Origin of the sequence: Methylotenera versatilis 79 (assembly GCF_000384375.1) — a bacterium.
Taxonomy (GTDB): Bacteria; Pseudomonadota; Gammaproteobacteria; order Burkholderiales; family Methylophilaceae; genus Methylotenera_A; species Methylotenera_A versatilis_B.
In genome coordinates, this window is the sequence record NZ_ARVX01000001.1 from 2067758 (window position 1) to 2083948 (window position 16191).

General features: G+C 40.2%; 16 protein-coding genes. 9 read left to right on the forward strand and 7 right to left on the reverse strand.

Annotation, left to right across the window (positions count from 1 at the left end; translation table 11 throughout):
- Positions 1-129: 129 nt before the first annotated feature.
- Positions 130-1101, reverse strand: coding sequence for a sensor histidine kinase (locus METVE_RS0109985; protein WP_020168337.1), 972 nt, complete (start codon positions 1099-1101; stop codon positions 130-132).
- A 243-nt stretch (positions 1102-1344) separates the two neighbouring features.
- Between METVE_RS0109985 and METVE_RS0109990 the strand changes: the two genes are divergently transcribed.
- Together METVE_RS0109990 and METVE_RS0109995 are read left to right on the forward strand one after the other, a co-directional pair.
- Positions 1345-2307: a YVTN family beta-propeller repeat protein gene (locus tag METVE_RS0109990; protein ID WP_020168338.1), complete on the forward strand. Its 963-nt coding sequence runs from the start codon at positions 1345-1347 to the stop codon at positions 2305-2307.
- Positions 2308-2590: 283 nt separating this feature from the next.
- Positions 2591-3556, forward strand: coding sequence for a beta-propeller fold lactonase family protein (locus METVE_RS0109995; protein ID WP_020168339.1), 966 nt, complete (start codon positions 2591-2593; stop codon positions 3554-3556).
- Between the two features lie 64 nt (positions 3557-3620).
- Here METVE_RS0109995 and METVE_RS0110000 read toward each other — a convergent pair whose 3' ends face one another.
- Both METVE_RS0110000 and METVE_RS0110005 read right to left on the reverse strand, forming a co-directional pair.
- Complete coding sequence (locus METVE_RS0110000; RefSeq protein WP_020168340.1) at positions 3621-4514, reverse strand: hypothetical protein; 894 nt, start codon at positions 4512-4514, stop codon at positions 3621-3623.
- Between the two features lie 59 nt (positions 4515-4573).
- On the reverse strand, positions 4574-6130 hold the full coding sequence (locus METVE_RS0110005; RefSeq protein ID WP_020168341.1) for a phospholipase D-like domain-containing protein: 1557 nt from the start codon (positions 6128-6130) through the stop codon (positions 4574-4576).
- 246 nt (positions 6131-6376) lie between these two features.
- On the opposite strand from METVE_RS0110005, the gene METVE_RS0110010 reads away from it, so the two are divergent.
- Both METVE_RS0110010 and METVE_RS0110015 read left to right on the forward strand, forming a co-directional pair.
- On the forward strand, positions 6377-6694 hold the full coding sequence (locus METVE_RS0110010) for a BON domain-containing protein (RefSeq protein WP_020168342.1): 318 nt from the start codon (positions 6377-6379) through the stop codon (positions 6692-6694).
- A 136-nt stretch (positions 6695-6830) separates the two neighbouring features.
- Positions 6831-7100, forward strand: coding sequence for a CsbD family protein (locus METVE_RS0110015; protein WP_020168343.1), 270 nt, complete (start codon positions 6831-6833; stop codon positions 7098-7100).
- A gap of 230 nt (positions 7101-7330) precedes the next feature.
- Here METVE_RS0110015 and METVE_RS0110020 read toward each other — a convergent pair whose 3' ends face one another.
- Entirely contained in the window at positions 7331-8488 is a 1158-nt protein-coding gene (locus tag METVE_RS0110020; protein WP_020168344.1) for an AI-2E family transporter, read from the reverse strand.
- A gap of 373 nt (positions 8489-8861) precedes the next feature.
- Between METVE_RS0110020 and METVE_RS0110030 the strand changes: the two genes are divergently transcribed.
- On the forward strand, positions 8862-10271 hold the full coding sequence (locus METVE_RS0110030) for a PQQ-dependent sugar dehydrogenase (protein WP_020168346.1): 1410 nt from the start codon (positions 8862-8864) through the stop codon (positions 10269-10271).
- A 107-nt stretch (positions 10272-10378) separates the two neighbouring features.
- On the opposite strand, the gene clsB is transcribed toward METVE_RS0110030, so the two are convergent.
- Positions 10379-11581 carry a cardiolipin synthase ClsB gene (clsB, locus tag METVE_RS0110035; protein ID WP_020168347.1) on the reverse strand — a complete coding sequence of 401 codons (1203 nt, stop codon included), beginning with the start codon at positions 11579-11581 and terminating at the stop codon, positions 10379-10381.
- Between the two features lie 31 nt (positions 11582-11612).
- Positions 11613-12365 carry an endonuclease/exonuclease/phosphatase family protein gene (locus METVE_RS0110040; RefSeq protein WP_020168348.1) on the reverse strand — a complete coding sequence of 251 codons (753 nt, stop codon included), beginning with the start codon at positions 12363-12365 and terminating at the stop codon, positions 11613-11615.
- Between the two features lie 157 nt (positions 12366-12522).
- Between METVE_RS0110040 and METVE_RS0110045 the strand changes: the two genes are divergently transcribed.
- From METVE_RS0110045 to METVE_RS0110070, 4 genes are all read left to right on the forward strand, one after another.
- Positions 12523-13371 (forward strand): Crp/Fnr family transcriptional regulator, encoded by an 849-nt coding sequence (locus METVE_RS0110045; RefSeq protein ID WP_020168349.1) that lies wholly within the window; start codon positions 12523-12525, stop codon positions 13369-13371.
- Positions 13372-13505: 134 nt separating this feature from the next.
- The gene (locus tag METVE_RS0110055; protein ID WP_020168351.1) at positions 13506-13787 is read left to right on the forward strand and encodes a hypothetical protein; all 282 of its coding nucleotides are present in this window, start codon (positions 13506-13508) and stop codon (positions 13785-13787) included.
- Positions 13788-13895: 108 nt separating this feature from the next.
- Entirely contained in the window at positions 13896-14321 is a 426-nt protein-coding gene (locus METVE_RS0110065; RefSeq protein WP_232415306.1) for a hypothetical protein, read from the forward strand.
- A 51-nt stretch (positions 14322-14372) separates the two neighbouring features.
- Positions 14373-14870 carry a hypothetical protein gene (locus tag METVE_RS0110070; protein ID WP_020168354.1) on the forward strand — a complete coding sequence of 166 codons (498 nt, stop codon included), beginning with the start codon at positions 14373-14375 and terminating at the stop codon, positions 14868-14870.
- A gap of 50 nt (positions 14871-14920) precedes the next feature.
- Here the strand turns inward: METVE_RS0110070 and METVE_RS0110075 are convergent, their stop codons facing one another.
- Positions 14921-16180, reverse strand: a complete 1260-nt coding sequence (locus METVE_RS0110075; protein WP_232415307.1) for a phospholipase D-like domain-containing protein — start codon at positions 16178-16180, stop codon at positions 14921-14923.
- Positions 16181-16191: the final 11 nt, after the last annotated feature.

Genomic DNA, 16191 nt, shown 5'->3' on the forward strand with positions numbered 1-16191 from the left:
GTTGGGATTTTATCCCGAATGTTTTCGACTAAATTCTTATTAACTTACTTATTTATATGTGATAAATATTAGATTAAAGACCGATAGAATTAATGTATTAGATTAAATTAGTTTATTAACAGTATGTTTTTATTTATTTAATGTTAGCTGTTTAATTTCTACTGCAATCGCAGTGCCTTGTGCTGGAATGCTGACTATATGCAACGTGCCAGCTAATGCTTCAACCCTTTCTGCGATACCCAACAGGCCATAACAAGCTTGCTTGTGGTTATCGGTGGTTTTTTGGTTAACGTCAAATCCAATGCCATTATCTTGCACGGTAATATTCAATATCGTATCGGCATTTTTAATCACCACTTGTATTAAAGTGGCTTGTGCGTGTTTGGCAATATTGGTGAGCGCTTCTTGCACAATTCTAAAAATAGCGATGTTGGTATTTTCTGGTAAGCCGTCAATATCGCCAGTAATTTCTAATCGATATTCTGTATTTTTTTGTGTATTAACATCAATTTTTTCATGACTATTCAAGCTGCTATTCGCGTTAACTTTCCAAGTGTCTATCATGTGCTCAATCGCGGCAGATAAACCTAACTCATCTAAAGCCACTGGCCGCAAACTGTGCATCATGCGTCTAGTCGTGTTGTAAGCGTGGTCGGCACTGCTGCTAATGCGTTGCGCTGCAAAAAGCGCAGCATCGTTATTAGCATCATCTATCAGCAAGCTGGTATGCGCTTTAATGGCGTTTAAGTATTGCCCCAAATCATCATGCAAATGCTGTGCAATGCTTTTGCGTTCATCTTCTTGAATTTGTAGTAAACGCTGCAACAAGGAGTGGTTGTACAAAATCAGTTTGCGCGATTCATTGATGCGGCGTTTTGCAAACCACATTAACGCCAATAAAAAGCCCAATAATGCAAAGATCAGCTCATCGATGTCGCTGGTTTTTTCGTATTGTTGTGCCCATTCGTAAAAGTGATCCGACACATTAAAAAAACTTGATAGGGCGTATGACACCACAAATGCCAGTAAAACGCCGATTAATTCAATGATGATATTTTGTTGATGTTGTTTGTTATCAACAAAGTTGGGGGTAACTTTCACAGATTATTCTAGGCTCAATAATGAATCATACAAAATGCTTGATATGCCAGTGACAAACAATCGTAAAACTCACTATATTAAGTAGGAAAAACTCCCTTAATCGCTTGAACGTATTTTGCAGAATACCTAACGACTATTTCGTAGCTATAATGAATTTTAGAATCTGCTTGAATGGATTTTCATCTCTTACTATTCCAGCTTTTCATTCAAAAATTTCCAGCGAATTTGAGTTACTTCCGAAAAATGAAAAAATGTTTAGCAATAATTAATAGTGTTCTTTTGTTGTACGCACCAATTGCATTTTCTACACCTTTTGCCTATGTGACCAATCAAGGCGAGCACACAGTTTCAGTGGTCGATTTAGCTACAAATCAATCGATTTCAACTGTTAAGGTTGGCACTGCGCCAGTCGGAGTGGCGATAGATCCTAGGCAAAACCGCGTGTATATCTCGAATGTAGAAAGCCGTTCTGTTTCTGTGTTGGATATGTTGACCAACCAAGTAATACACGAAATCAAGCTAACCATTGCGCCAGTTGGTTTAGTGCTTAATAAAAGTGGCAGCCAGCTTTTTGTTGCGGATTGGTTTCATGATCAAGTATTGGTAATAGATACCAAAACCTACGCACAGACGCATGCGATTGCAATGGGCAAAGCACCGGCAGGCATGGTGTTAAGTCGCGATGGTGTAAGTTTATACGTGGCGAATCGCGATAGTAATGATGTGGGCGTGATTGATACTAAAACCATGCAAATCATCCACAAAATCGCAGTGGGAAAACATCCGTTTGGTATGGTGTTATCGGGCGATGGCAAGCTGCTTTATGTGGTGAATGTTGAAAGCAATTCTGTTTCAGTCATCGATGTGCATCGCGATGTGGTGATTGCCACCATTCCAGTCGGCAATCATCCTTATTGTGCGACTAGTAACGGCGATGGCAGTCGCATTTATGTCACCAATACGCAATCAGATACGGTATCAGTCATCGATACTAAAACGCAAAAGGTGATTGCCACTATTAAAGTGGGCGGCACGCCTGAAGGCATTAGTTATGACATGGTACATGACCGTGTTTATGTCGCCAGCTGGATGGATAACGAATTGACGGTGATTGATGTTACGACCAACCAAGTGATAAAACATATTCCAACAGGTAAAGAAAGCCGTGCCTTCGGACAATTTATCGCATCGCCTTCTGTGCCATAAATTTCATATCTTCCTTATTAATGCAGGAAAAAATCCCGTATTGATTCGTGACCTTATGCGTACCAAATAAGCAGTGACGAAGTTATTGTGTTGACTGATTTATTAGAAGTTAACGGTAGGTTTTCAGTTATATCAACCAGCCTTACAATCATTTAGACATTCAAAAAAGAATACTCAAAGCAACTTTAGATATTCAAATGGATTTTTTAATCAAATTAATAGGTTAAGTCCATAGAGTTAAGTCTAAATTTATTTAATTGGTTTTGTTAGGGGTTTTAATATCATGCAAGTGTCACATTCCATTTTAGTTTCCACCTTATTGTCTACGCTTTTTATCGCCGCCAATGCTTTTGCAGAACCTTTCGCCTATGTGCCTAACGAAAAAGATGGCAAAGTATCGGTGATTGATACAGCGACAGATAAAGTGGTTGGCACACTACCTAAAAAAGGCACGTTTGGAAAACAAATCCAAGCGGTGGCGCTTAATCCTGAAGGCACAAAATTATACGTAGTGGTACGCGATAAAAATGCAGTTGCCATTGTGGATATTAAAGAAGGCAAGCAAATCGGTTTAGTTAAAGTGGGCGATGAGCCCGAAGGGATTGATGTTTCGCCTGATGGCAGCACACTTGCAGCTTGTTTAGAAGAAGAGAATGCCGTTTCATTTGTAGATTTAGCTACCGCAAAATTAGTGCATACAGCGAAAACGCAAGGCCGTAACCCAGAACACTGTGTTTACTCACCAGAAGGTAAGTGGCTGTTGGCAAGTAATGAAGAAAGTGGCGATGTGGACGTGATTGATGTGCAAACGCATACGTCCGTGCATTTGATTAAGGCCACTAAACATCCGCGCGGCATTGGCTTTTCACCCGATGGCAAGCTAGCTTATATCGCTAATGAAGCTGCTAATTTAGTGGAAGTGGTTTCAGTTGGTGATTGGAAAGTATTGCACCGCATTAAGGTTGGATTACGCTCGAATGGTGTGAAAGTGTCGCAAGATGGTAGTCGTGTATATGTAAGCAATGGTGGCGATCACAATATCAGCGTGATTGATGCTGCAAATAGCACTGTGATTACGACTATTCCTGTCGGGCAGCGCCCATGGAATATGGCGCTAACGCCTGATGGCAAAAAGCTTTATGTGGCGAATGGCCGTAGCAATAGCGTTTCGGTGATTGATACGGCAGAAAACAAAGTGTTAAGTGAAATTCAAGTAGGGAAATTGCCTTGGGGCGTAGTGATTCATTAGCTTTTTTATTAAACTAATCTATTAGGTTAACCATATAAATAACTGAATAAATTAGTTTTTTATATCATAGCGTCGTTTGCTGGCGCTTATATTCTTTGCGCTTCATCGTCATATATTCTTCTTGTTCTACTTCATGCAATTGGCGCGCGTAGCTCTCGTTGCTGGTATACCAAAGCTGTAGACTTTTTTCCAGCTGATTATCTGGTGCTGCATTCTGCGCGGCTAAATATGCATCAATCGCCAAATAATAACGCATGGTATTACGTTCAACTACGCCTCTTACGCCTTGAATATAATCTGGCTGCGCATTTGTGTGTTTATCTGTTGTGGTAAAGCCCACTTTATCTCGGCCAATCGTCGCTAAATAGGTTTTCATCGCAAGACGCCCGCTTAAACCGAAGGAATAAGTGTAAGTAAAATGCAGAAAAGTTTGCCCATCTTTAAGTGGAATAGATTCGATCCAAATGCGGTAATTAGACGTACCCAAAGGGCCTTTTTCAGCATTGAGTTGAATGGCGAAGTAATCAGCAGCGCTATTCATTTCGCGATAATTAAACGCTACGCGAGTTGTATCTTCTAACGGCTGATCATATTTCTTGCCCAAGTTAACATTTAAAATCGTGCCATTTTTGTCGTTAGCTGCTTGGCAATATTTAATATTAAGGTGCAATATCAACACATCACACCAATGTGCAGAGTTGTTCAGCGCGGTATTTACCTTAGCAAAAGGGTGGTTAACCACCGCGTAAATCTCACCTTTTAGATTATCCGATGATTCTGCTGAATTCAGATAAAGCGGGCGCTTAAATTGATTATTATTCAGCTGGTTAGCTAACTCTGTATATTTTGCCTTCAATGCCTTTGCATTATTTTCAGCGTTCGCAGTTCCTGCTGCAATCGCTTGATTAAAGCCCAAAATAAGGCTGCATATCAGTAAAACATTCTTTAATAATTTCATCTTTAATTTTCGTTTAAGCCTTTTTAATTGAACCTACTCTTAAGATTATAAATCTTGCGTTATAAAAATCTTGCCCATAAACGCGCAGCCTGTTCTTTTAATCTAAAACTAACAGAGCGTTTACGCCAATCTTCTAATGTGATTTGTTTGGATTCAGTTAAATCTTTCTCAAACATTTGCTGCATTTTCCCAGCAAAATCTAGACCCAACATCACGGCATTGATTTCCTGATTATTTACAAAGCTGCGCCAATCTAAATTGGTAGAGCCAATGGTTGCCCAAACGCCATCGATTTCCGCCGTTTTGGCATGTAACATTGCGCCTTCTCTCTCGTATATTTTGACGCCAGCACTCAGCAATTCATCGTAAAACGAGCGTGACGCATGAAAAACCAAACTAGAATCCGTTTTCTCTGGCAATAAAAGTCGCACATCTACACCACGCGCAACGGCTTCTTTCAGCGCAGCCAGCAGTTGTGGGTCTGGCACAAAATAAGCATTGGTTAAAAAAACTTGCGTTTCTGCACTGTTAATCGCCGAAATCAGCGTTGAGTAAATTTGGCTATAAGGCTCATCTGGCGTGCTACCAATCGCGCGCACGATTTCATTGCCTTGATTGGTTAACGTGGGATAGTAATTTTTTTGCGCTAACTCACGGCCTTTTTGCGCCTTCCAAGTATCAAAATATAACTTTTGAAATTCCGCCACCACTGGGCCTGTCATTTGCATATGCGTATCGCGCCAAGGTGTGCCTTCAATCTCTGAAACCACTGGCGCATGCGGCGGATTATTGACTAAAACAGGGCCAAGGTTTGGGTTGCCAATATTTGAATGAATAGAGTTTGCGTCTTCAGCTTTTATTTTTTCATGGGTTTTTTTAGGTTTGCTTTTTGAGTTGCCAGAATAACCACCACCAAAGGAACCGCTGGAATACACGCTGCTGATATTAATGCCGCCAACAAACGCAGTTTCGCCATCTACAATTAATAATTTGCGATGATCACGCTGATTCACATCCCAGCCTTTTCGTGTATCTAATGGGTTAATCGGGTTGTATTCCAGCACGTTTACGCCAGCATCAGTTAGTTTTTTGAAGAAATCTTTAGGCGTGCTACTACTGCCAACACTGTCATAGATCAAATTGACCTGCACGCCACTTTGTTGTTTTTGGATAAACAGATTAGAGAATTTTTGACCGATCTCGTCATCCTCAATAATATAAGTTTCCATATTGATATGGTCTTTAGCGTTTTCAATGGCCGAAATCATCGCTTTATAAGTAGCCGGACCATCGATCAGTAGTTCTACTTTATTGCCAATAATCAGTGGGCTGCCAACAATCTCCGATTCCAGCGCCAAATGCCTGTCGAAAATATTAGTATCTTCGCCATTCCTTTTAAGTCTGGCTAATATGGCCTTGCTTTGGGCATTGCTTAAACTGCCTTGCGCGCCTTCCAGCTTAACCTTGCGTGGTGATTGCATTGCCATATCTGGCGTGATTAGTGGGATAGACGAACAGCCCACAATCAATATTGTAGAGAGGGCTATAACTAATTTAGTTGTTACCGATTTAGCTGTTAATAATTTATTCAGAATGTTTGTTTGAATTTTCACCAATAACCCCTAACTTTCCCCAGTGATTTTGTTCTAATTTTTGTTAGTTTTAATATTATTTATTTAATATTATTTAATCGATATTTTTTATTATCTAATGTTTGATATATCGCTAATCTACACGCAATCTATCAGAAAAAATTAGCCGTTTGCGTGCGTTATCGCACAGAGCATTTTTTAAAATATATTCATCATGCATTATGGCAATTTTGAAGCTAAACCTTAACCCTAAATTTAATGGAGTAATGTATGAAAAACGTTAAAACGATCTCTAGTATTTTAACAATAGCCGCTTTGGCAACATTGGTGGCTTGTGCTGGCACCGCCAAAAAAGAAAGCACTGGCGAATATATTGACGACAGCTTGATTACGACAAAAGTAAAAGCCGCTGTTTTAAATGAGCCAACACTAAAATCTTCAGAAATCAATGTAGAAACATTTAAAGGCGTGGTGCAATTAAGCGGTTTTGTTAACTCACAAGCGGATATTGCAAAAGCAGCTGAAGTGGCGCGTGGCGTAAAAGGCGTTACATCCGTTAAAAACGATACGCACCTTAAAGCAAAATAATAGTCCAAATTTAAATAGTGCTAATGAATGTTCATTTATTTAGCACTATTTAATTAGTATTCTGTTGGATTAATCAGTTAACTTAACCATTTAAATGACTCAAATATTGAGTTAACTTATAAAAAAAGGAACCGATATGATTTGGGATCAAATTGAAGGCAACTGGAAGCAGCTGAAAGGCAATGTGAAAGAGCAGTGGGGCAAGTTGACAGACGACGATCTGGATGTGATTAATGGTCAACGTGAAGCATTATCTGGCAAAATTCAAGCGACATATGGACTGACAGAAAATGATGCGCACAGCCAAATATCTGATTGGGAAACGATGCTGACAAACCTTGCCAAGCCAGATGCTAGAGTGACAAAAGAGAGCGGTGCAAAACCATTGCCAGATGATAAAGAGTAGTTTTTATCAGATTTAAAGTGTTAACTATTTTGATTAACTAATTTATATAAGTATATGAATTAACTGATATTAGTTATATATTTTTATATGAATAGTTAATATCTTTAAATAACAACAGTAAAAAAACGGCGCTTTAAAAGGCGCCGTTTTTTGTTTGTATTGCTTTAGTTTTTTCTAATTAAGTTTTGGTTACCTAATGGTTAGCAGTGAGTTTATCTACAGCGTAAAACCTAATCGCCAAGAATCTCTGCAATCGGCTGCAAATGTTCCACATGTTCGCATACTACTTTCATGATAACGATGATTGGAATGCCAAGCAGCATGCCCCATACGCCCCACAACCAGCCGAAAAATAGCAGTGCAACGAATATGGCAGCAGCGTTCATTTTTGCGATGCGGCCTGTCATCCATGTGGTGACGAATACGCCTACAAAAGTGGCAATCAATACCGAGCTGCCAGAAATCAACAATGCCATCACAAATGAATCAAATTGCATATAAGCGGCCATGCCAGTGGCGGCGGCGATAGCGACTGGGCCGAAGTAAGGCACAATATGCAAGAAACCAGCCGCAACCGACCAAGCGCCCGCATTTTCTAAGCCAAACAACCGTAGCGCAACCCACATCATCAAGCCGACCAACACATTTGTGACTACCAACATCAGCATATAACGTTGAACAGAATGATTGATTTCATTCAGCATATTGACAGTGATTTTTTTGCGAGAAGCCGATGGCCCAGCAAGTCTGACCATTTTTCGTTTAAAGGTATCGCCAGATAATAATAGGAAATAAGCCAGAAAAATCATGGCGATAGCTTCGCCGATAAAACCCATGAAACCAAGCGATCCACGCCATAGATAGTTTTCGATATTGAATTTTCGTTCATCTATCACTACATGCATGATGCGCTTTTTAGACAGCGCGTTGCTGCCGACAGCGGCGGTGGCTTTTTCTACTTGGTTCGCCGCAATTTGCATCTTTTGAATATTAGATAGCGGTTCGCCTTGTTTTTTTACAAATTGAGAGGTGAGCTTGGTAGCGGCTTCTGGCAGTGTGGCGATAATCGATTCCACTTGGCTACGCAAGATATAACCCGAAAAAATCAACCCAGCGATAACGGCCAAAATCACCAAAGTAGAGCCGACGAAACGCGGAATTTTTATTTTCTCTAGCCACAGGACGATGGGATTTAATGTGTAAGACAGCAATATGCCAAGCAACATAGTGATGATAAAACTCTGTGCCCAATCAAGCGTGAACACAATCGCCAGCGTCATAATGACGACTAGCGCAACGTTAGTCATCTGCTGCTTATTGGGCGTAGTTGGCAAGATGCTACTTGCTGGTGATTCGCTTGGATTCTCGTTTGTGGGCGTTGTTTCCATGATTTTTAGCTGCTCTGAGTGAAAGAAAACGTAAAAGTAAAAATGACATACAAATGAATCGTGAATCTTTCCCAAACGAATCAATGGATTGATAGCATACAAAAAAACCTTTGAAATTCAAAGGTTAATTGTGGTTTTATTGATTTTTCATCAAAGTTGTAGGATATTTGTAAATAAAGTTATGTGACTTATCGACTATGTTAGTTGTCGTACATACTTGTTTTTGCGATTGTACTAATATATTGACTGAATAAAGTTAACCTAAAATTTAGGTTAACTTTTAAATGCTGCGGCTTTTTAAATAGTGCACAAAACGATAAAAATCATCCAATTGATTTAGATTAACCTTTAAAGAAAGTGAACAATAAAAATCATGCAAAATAATCATTTTTCAGAACATACTCATAAATCAGTACTATTTGTGCCAAAACTATTGGCTGTAGTAATCGCCAGCGCAGTTTTGGCATTATCCGCTTGTAGTTCAGATGTTAAATCTGACACTAAAAATGGCAGCCTTGTTGGTTTTGGGCCTAATCCAACTTTAGATGCACCCAATAAAAAATTAATCCCCACTGTGAATATTGCACCAGCGATTGGCTGGCCAGATAAAGCGAAACCAACTGTTGCGGCGGGCCTATCAGTCGCTGCTTTTGCGCAGGGATTAGATCATCCGCGTTGGTTATATGTACTGCCAAATGGTGATGTGTTGGTCGCAGAAACCAATGGTCCGCCAAAAGGGGATACAGGTTTCGGTATCACTAAACAAATCAGAGGCTGGATAATGGGCAAAGTGATGACAAAAGCGGGTGCTGGTGTGCCAAGCGCTAATCGCATCATGTTGTTGCGCGATACCGATAATGATGGCGTTGCAGATGTGAATACGGTGTTATTAGATGGCTTAATGTCGCCTTTTGGTATGGCATTGGTGGGCGATGAACTTTATGTAGCTAATGCCGATGCGGTGGTTAAATTCCCTTACAAAGAGGGCGATTTGAAAATCACTGCGCCTGGTACTAAAGTGGTCGATTTGCCTGGCGGCCCCATCAACCATCATTGGACTAAAAATATTATCGCCAACAAAGATGGTACCAAATTATATGTAACAGTCGGCTCTAACAGTAACGTGGCCGAAGACGGCATGGAAGTTGAAGTTGGCCGTGCGACTATATGGGAAGTAGATATAAAAACCGGCAAACATCGTCTGTTTGCCGAAGGTTTGCGTAACCCAAACGGTTTAACTTGGGAGCCCGAAACTGGCGCACTTTGGACTGTGGTGAATGAGCGTGATGAGCTGGGCGATGATTTAGTGCCAGATTATTTAACATCGGTGCAAGATGGCGCTTTTTACGGCTGGCCGTATAGTTATTACGGCCAAAATGTGGATGAGCGCGTGCAGCCACAAAGACCAGAGTTAGTCGCTAAAGCCATTTCACCCGATTACGCTTTGGGTGCGCATACGGCTTCGCTAGGTTTAGTTTCATCTGCAAATGCGAAATTAAGCCCAACATTTACCAATGGCATGTTTATCGGCCAACATGGTTCATGGAATCGAAAACCAGCAAGCGGCTATAAAGTAATTTATGTGCCATTTGTGGAAGGAAAACCTGCCGGTACGCCAATAGATGTACTGACTGGATTTTTAAGCCCAGCGGGTGAAGCTTACGGTAGACCAGTTGGCGTAGCGATTGATAACAAAGGCGCTTTACTGGTGGCAGATGACGTAGGCAATAAGGTTTGGCGCGTGATGGCTGATGCGGGTAAAACTGCTGAAGTGGCAAAATAAGCACTACTAGATAAAACTGACAGGTTTAAATTAAAAAACTTAACCAATAAAAATGGTTAAGTTTTTTTAAGCCAATTCAATACACAAAGTTGATAAACTTTATTCGGTTATTGCTGTTTTGAATAGCCGATTAACCCGACAAATCCTCTGACTAATCCATACGCCAGCCAAGATAAAAAACGCTTGAACATATGTCGATTAGACCATTCTTCTGGCAGCACGTGGTAAGCGGAATTGTCGATGGAATGCAGGATATCCGCGCGTAATTCTGTCGCAAATGCTTTATCTTTAACGACAACATTCGCCTCACGCGCCAGCAATAAACTAAATGGATCAATATTTGAAGAGCCAACGGTTGCCCACTCATAGTCGATTACTGCGACTTTACTGTGCATATAACCTTGACGATATTCATAGATTTCAATACCGTTTTTTAAAAACACGGCATAAAAAGCATGTGTGGCGAACATTAAAAAATATTCCATACGGCCTTGCAGCAACAATTTAACGCTTACGCCCCGTTTGGCTGCGGCTAACAAAGCCATGCGAAAGCGTCGACCTGGCACAAAATAAGCATTGGCAATAATGATTTCGGTTTTTGCTTGTGCAATTGCGGTTAAGTAGGCACTTTCGATATTGCGCCTATTCAATACGTTATCGCGCAATATAAATGCTGCAAGCATATTTGTAGTATTTGGCTTGAGTTGTTCATCTTGTGCAGTTTTAGCAGCTTTTAGGTTATCAGGCTGTAAATGCAAAACAGAAATACGCCGCCAAAGCTTTTTAACGCTACTTAAGATAGCTGGCAGTAATTTGCCTTCTACACGCACTGCGTAATCAATACGCGGCGGCGTATTATCTGGCACGTTGTAGTCATCGATAATATTAATGCCGCCTACAAAGCCGACTTTGCCATCGATAACGCTCACTTTTCGGTGCATGCGGCGTAATCGACTTTTTTTCAATGTCCAAGGAGATATTTTGGGGCGGTAAAACATTAACTTTACGCCAGCAGTTTCCAATTCTTTTACAAATTTAGCGGGTAAATCTTTGCAGCCAAAACCATCTAATAATACATTTACCGCTACACCGCGTTGCGCAGCGCGTTTTAACGCTTTGCCGATGCGAATACCAATCTTGTCTGTTTCATAAATATAAGTTTGCAGGTAAATCTCACGCGTGGCGCTATCGATTGCAGCTTCAAGTGCAGGAAAGTATTCGATGCCGCTACGCAATAACTGTATTTGATTACCGCTAATAAAAGCATTTTTGGTTTTTTTAGTATTTAGGATTTTGTTAATGCTTGGCATTTTTAATTATAGGCAGAATTTACATAGAAAATCATGATTTAGTCAGTGTCGCTGTCAAAATCGCATGGTCTGATAGCTTGATAAATTTTGGCCCAGAATGCACTTCCACATTTTTAATCTCAAATCCACGCACATAAATACGATCCAGCCTTAACATCGGCAACCATGATGGAAAACTACGTGCATGTTTGCCAGTGTGATACTCGAATACCTCATGTAAATGCAAACGTTTAGCAAATTTTTTGCCTGCAAGTGTGCTCCAATCATTAAAATCGCCTGCAATAATCAATGCCGCATCGGCTGGCACATGCGCTTCAATATAATCTGCTACGGCTAATAATTGCTGCTGTCGCCAGCGCGCAAATAAACCTAAATGCAGGCAAATGGCATGTAAAGGTTTATCCCAACCTAGCACGTTGATTTCACAATGTAGCATGCCGCGATTTTCTGAAGTGTGTGCAGAAATATCTTGATTATGCGTATTAATAATAGGGAATTTTGATAGCAATGCGTTGCCATGATGCCCAGCTGGATACACGGAATTTTTGCCATAAGCGTAATCTGGCCAGACGGAATCAGCTAAAAACTCGGCTTGACCTGCGGCAGGCCATGCCAAATAGCGTTTACTTTTAAGTGAGTGCACATCTTGCACTTCTTGCAAAAACACCACATCTACCTGTAATTGTTGCAGCAAAGCTTTTTGATGATGCAGTGCAAAACTGGCATCGAAGTGTGTGGAGCCTTTATGGATATTGAATGTGGCAATACGAAAATCTTGCTGCATGTTGCGCCTAATCTTGAAATATTAATATTCAAGATACCATAACAAGACCAAATTTGAAGTAGGAAAGCGCTGACAATAAATACAGCCATGTCCTATGTTTGATTTGTAGGGTTTTATTCAGAATGGAGTCTCAAAATTAGTAATTGAAGAGAACCTCATGAATACACTACTCAAAGCAATCTCTGACCAACCAATCAAATTAGCAGCCTCATTTCCTACTCATTCAGGTTCTGTTGATTCGCTTGTGGCTGATTCAATGGGCACGAGACAAAATCTATTGTTGGCATCGTTGCCATACTCTGAGTTAAGTCTTTGGGAACATGAATTGGAATTAGTTGATTTAAAACTCGGCCAAATACTGTGCGAGCCAGGCATTAAGCATACACACGTTATTTTCCCGACTACAGCCATTGTATCGTTACTTTACACGACGCAAGAGGGTACATCATCTGAAGTTTCAGTGGTTGGTAAAGATGGTGTAGTTGGCATGTCAGTATTTATGGGCGGTAATGAAACACCAAATCAAGCTATGGTGCAAAGTCCAGGTAAAGCTTATCGCTTAAGTACCAGAATGGCAAAAAACATTAGTAATAGAAACGGGCCCTTGTTGCACATGTTGCTGAATTACACGCAAATAATGATTACACAAATAGCGCAAACTGCCGTTTGTAATCGTCACCACTCAATCGATCAACAATTATGCCGTCGCCTATTAATCGGTTTGGATTTATTAGAAGACAACGACTTAATGATGACACAAGAATTATTGGCGAGCTTATTAGGGGTGCGCCGCGAAAGTGTGACAGCTGCAGCACTTAAATTGCAAGAGGCAGGTGTCATCAGTTATTCACGCGGCCATATTAGAGTGTTAAATCGTAATCTTTTAGAGCAACGTTGTTGCGAATGTTACGGCATTGTGAAAAACGAACAGAAAAGATTGATGCCGACTAAATCTAAATTAAGCAGTCAAGCGTATAGCCGATTGAGTGTTGTACAAAATCACTAATAAGCAACTGCTGAATAGCATTTTAGCAAATCGCATTTTTAGAGTTTTTTATTTAAATAAGGTTGGAACAGGGATTGGCGATGAATTGGAATGAGATTCAAATGTGAATATTTTGATGCGTTAAGGGGATGAAAATGAATAGAGACAGAGAAGGCAGCAATTGGTCTGAATTAAAAGGTCGGGCTAAACGGCAATTTGTGACTTTGGGTAATGATTTGTTTTCCCCTTTATTTTCAAATGATGCTGAAGTTTTAAAAGAACCATTCAACGGCGTAGATGTGATTAAGAAAGACAGCGTAAAAGCGCTTAAGAATGACCTTGCAAAAAAGCATTTAAAAGACTTGAGCAAGATGTTTGAGAGCAAGTCTAGCTATAACGTGATTAATATTGTGCCGCTTTTGAAAAAGCTGCCATGAAAATTTTTAATTGCACCAAAACGCACTTTATACAAAAGGATCTGGGAGATTACAGCGTTGAATTTGACATGATTGATGGGGTGCAGGCTAAGATTAATAGCATTTTAAATGCGAGTAGCAGGCCAACTGAAAATCCTTTATTTGAGATATCTCAACATATTAAGTCAAAAAAACGGGCTGATTAACCAAACAATTATGATTAATATACAAAAAAACCCACTCACCTCATTTAGTTTATTTTCTTTAGGATTATTTACTTTAGCGATAATTTTTAGTGGTAAATCCATGGCAGATAATATGCCGTTGGAGCAGTATGTTTTGCTGCATAAAGGCGGCCAGATGGCACATAAATCTACACAATTGTCTGCCAAAACATCTCAAACTGATCAGTCCAAGTTTCTAATGAGGGAAGATGGCTTAAACAATAGTCTTATCTTGAATAAAAATACTGCGCTTAAGTATGAGCATTTGATCGATCACCGCATTTTTGCAAGCCCGAAAAATGTGAAATTGGCAAAGCGCATCGCAATGTAAGTTTTAAAAAATAAGTCTCGAAAAATATTATTTTAAAAAGGTAATAACAAAATGAACCTTAAATTAAAATTTTTATTACCAAATGTCAAAGCTGCGCACAAAGCAAGTGAAGCGATGTTACTTGCGCGTGTTGAATACAAGGATGTCAGTTTTTTGGCGAAGCCTGGTACTGATTTAGGCGAGTTGCCAGAGGCAAATGCAATAGAAGCGACTAATACTTTACATGAAGGCTTAAAAGGGGTTTTGATGGGCGCCGGTATTGGTTTATTGGGCGGTTTGTATGTATTGTATTTTCCCAAATGGTTTACAGATTCACCAACTTGGTTCACCAATGCAACGCCTTTGGCTATCTTAGTGATCACCAGTGTAATGGGCGCAGCCGCAGCGGCATTCGGCGCTGCTTTATTGGGTTTTAATGTATTAAATAGCGATTTAAGGCAGTTTAAAAGACGTATAGATGACGGCGCAGTGTTAATGATTGTGGCAACACCATTTAATCGCGCAAAAGAGATTCGTGAAGTCGTAAAAAAATTGCATTTGAAATATTAAAAGGCAACTAGGCACACCTGTGTGTGCCATTAAACATTCTGACTGTAAATTTACAATTGCGATTTTACAATTGACGCTAAAGTCTCTAATAGCTTTTCTTGCATCGGTCTATTCTTCCATTGCTCATAGGTAATAGGGTGAGAATTTGCCCAGTCATCATTAAATATCTTCAATTGATTCAGAGCAAAACTCTCATCCAACACATTCAAATTCGCTTCATCGTTTAATCTAAAAGAGCGATTATCAAAATTAGTTGAACCCACTGAAACCAATAAAGTATCCACTATAAAAATCTTACAGTGATACATAGTGGGTAAATATTCAGCGATTTCAATCTTGGCTTTCAGTAACTCTCCCCAACTAGCTTTTGAGGCTTTTCTAACCAGTTCGGCATCGGTATATTTGCCTGGCGTGATAATGCGAATTTTGACACCACGTTTAACTGCACTCAAAAGCGCTTCAATCGTTAATTGGTCTGGCACAAAGTACGCACTGGATAATTCGATGGTTTTATAGGCGGCTGTAATTGCCATTAGATACATCAGCTGCATGGAGTCACTGCCGCCGCTAGGTGAGCTGCTGAACATTTGCATAGGCAATTTTCCAGTAGTTTCAAGTAGCGGAAAATAGCGCTCACTATGCAGTACTTGGCCTTTTGATTTTATCCAATTATCCATAAACACTGCTTGCATTTGGCTGACAGCCGGGCCAGTGACTTTAAAATGACAGTCGCGCCATTCGTTCGGATTTCTTGCATCGCCTCTCCATTGATCAGCGATTCCCACGCCACCAGTGAACCCTATCTTGCCATCGATGATTAATAATTTGCGATGAGTGCGATTATTCAGCCGGGCAAAGTGGCTCCAATGTGGTTTATGGTAACGTTGAACCTGCACGCCAGCCTCACGCATTTTATCGATTTGCGCCGTTTCCATTTTAATACTCCCCAGCCAATCCAATAAGACATGCACATTAACACCTGCAGTCGCACGCTCACTTAACGAGTTTGAAAACTCCTCACCAATGCTGCCTGACCAATAAATAAATGTCTCAAAAGTAATGGTATCTTGCGCATTTTTGATTGCGTCCAGCATGGGCGGAAAAATCTCATTGCCATTGATAAAGACTTGTATGTCATTTCCACAAATAAACGGTGGACCTAATAATGCACTGACCGAACGCGAAAATTGTGGATTAGCGACATCATAATGGGACTGTAAATTACGATGTATTTTCTTCTCCGCAGTAATAAAGTTCATCAACATGACAAAGCAGAAAGCGGTGATTAGAATCGTTAATAGTATGAGCATGTTGAATAGTA

Excerpts from the sequence above, each read along its gene's own strand:
- METVE_RS0110045 (WP_020168349.1), top strand. The coding sequence starts at position 12,523 with ATGAATACACTACTCAAAGCAATCTCTGACCAACCAATCAAATTAGCA.
- METVE_RS0110070 (WP_020168354.1), top strand. The coding sequence starts at position 14,373 with ATGAACCTTAAATTAAAATTTTTATTACCAAATGTCAAAGCTGCGCAC.
- METVE_RS0110010 (WP_020168342.1), top strand. The coding sequence starts at position 6,377 with ATGAAAAACGTTAAAACGATCTCTAGTATTTTAACAATAGCCGCTTTG.
- METVE_RS0109990 (WP_020168338.1), top strand. The coding sequence starts at position 1,345 with ATGAAAAAATGTTTAGCAATAATTAATAGTGTTCTTTTGTTGTACGCA.
- METVE_RS0110055 (WP_020168351.1), top strand. The coding sequence starts at position 13,506 with ATGAATAGAGACAGAGAAGGCAGCAATTGGTCTGAATTAAAAGGTCGG.
- METVE_RS0110020 (WP_020168344.1), bottom strand. The coding sequence starts at position 8,488 with ATGGAAACAACGCCCACAAACGAGAATCCAAGCGAATCACCAGCAAGT.
- METVE_RS0110015 (WP_020168343.1), top strand. The coding sequence starts at position 6,831 with ATGATTTGGGATCAAATTGAAGGCAACTGGAAGCAGCTGAAAGGCAAT.
- METVE_RS0109995 (WP_020168339.1), top strand. The coding sequence starts at position 2,591 with ATGCAAGTGTCACATTCCATTTTAGTTTCCACCTTATTGTCTACGCTT.
- METVE_RS0110030 (WP_020168346.1), top strand. The coding sequence starts at position 8,862 with ATGCAAAATAATCATTTTTCAGAACATACTCATAAATCAGTACTATTT.
- METVE_RS0110075 (WP_232415307.1), bottom strand. The coding sequence starts at position 16,180 with ATGCTCATACTATTAACGATTCTAATCACCGCTTTCTGCTTTGTCATG.
- clsB (WP_020168347.1), bottom strand. The coding sequence starts at position 11,581 with ATGCCAAGCATTAACAAAATCCTAAATACTAAAAAAACCAAAAATGCT.
- METVE_RS0110040 (WP_020168348.1), bottom strand. The coding sequence starts at position 12,365 with ATGCAGCAAGATTTTCGTATTGCCACATTCAATATCCATAAAGGCTCC.
- METVE_RS0110065 (WP_232415306.1), top strand. The coding sequence starts at position 13,896 with ATGCGAGTAGCAGGCCAACTGAAAATCCTTTATTTGAGATATCTCAAC.
- METVE_RS0110000 (WP_020168340.1), bottom strand. The coding sequence starts at position 4,514 with ATGAAATTATTAAAGAATGTTTTACTGATATGCAGCCTTATTTTGGGC.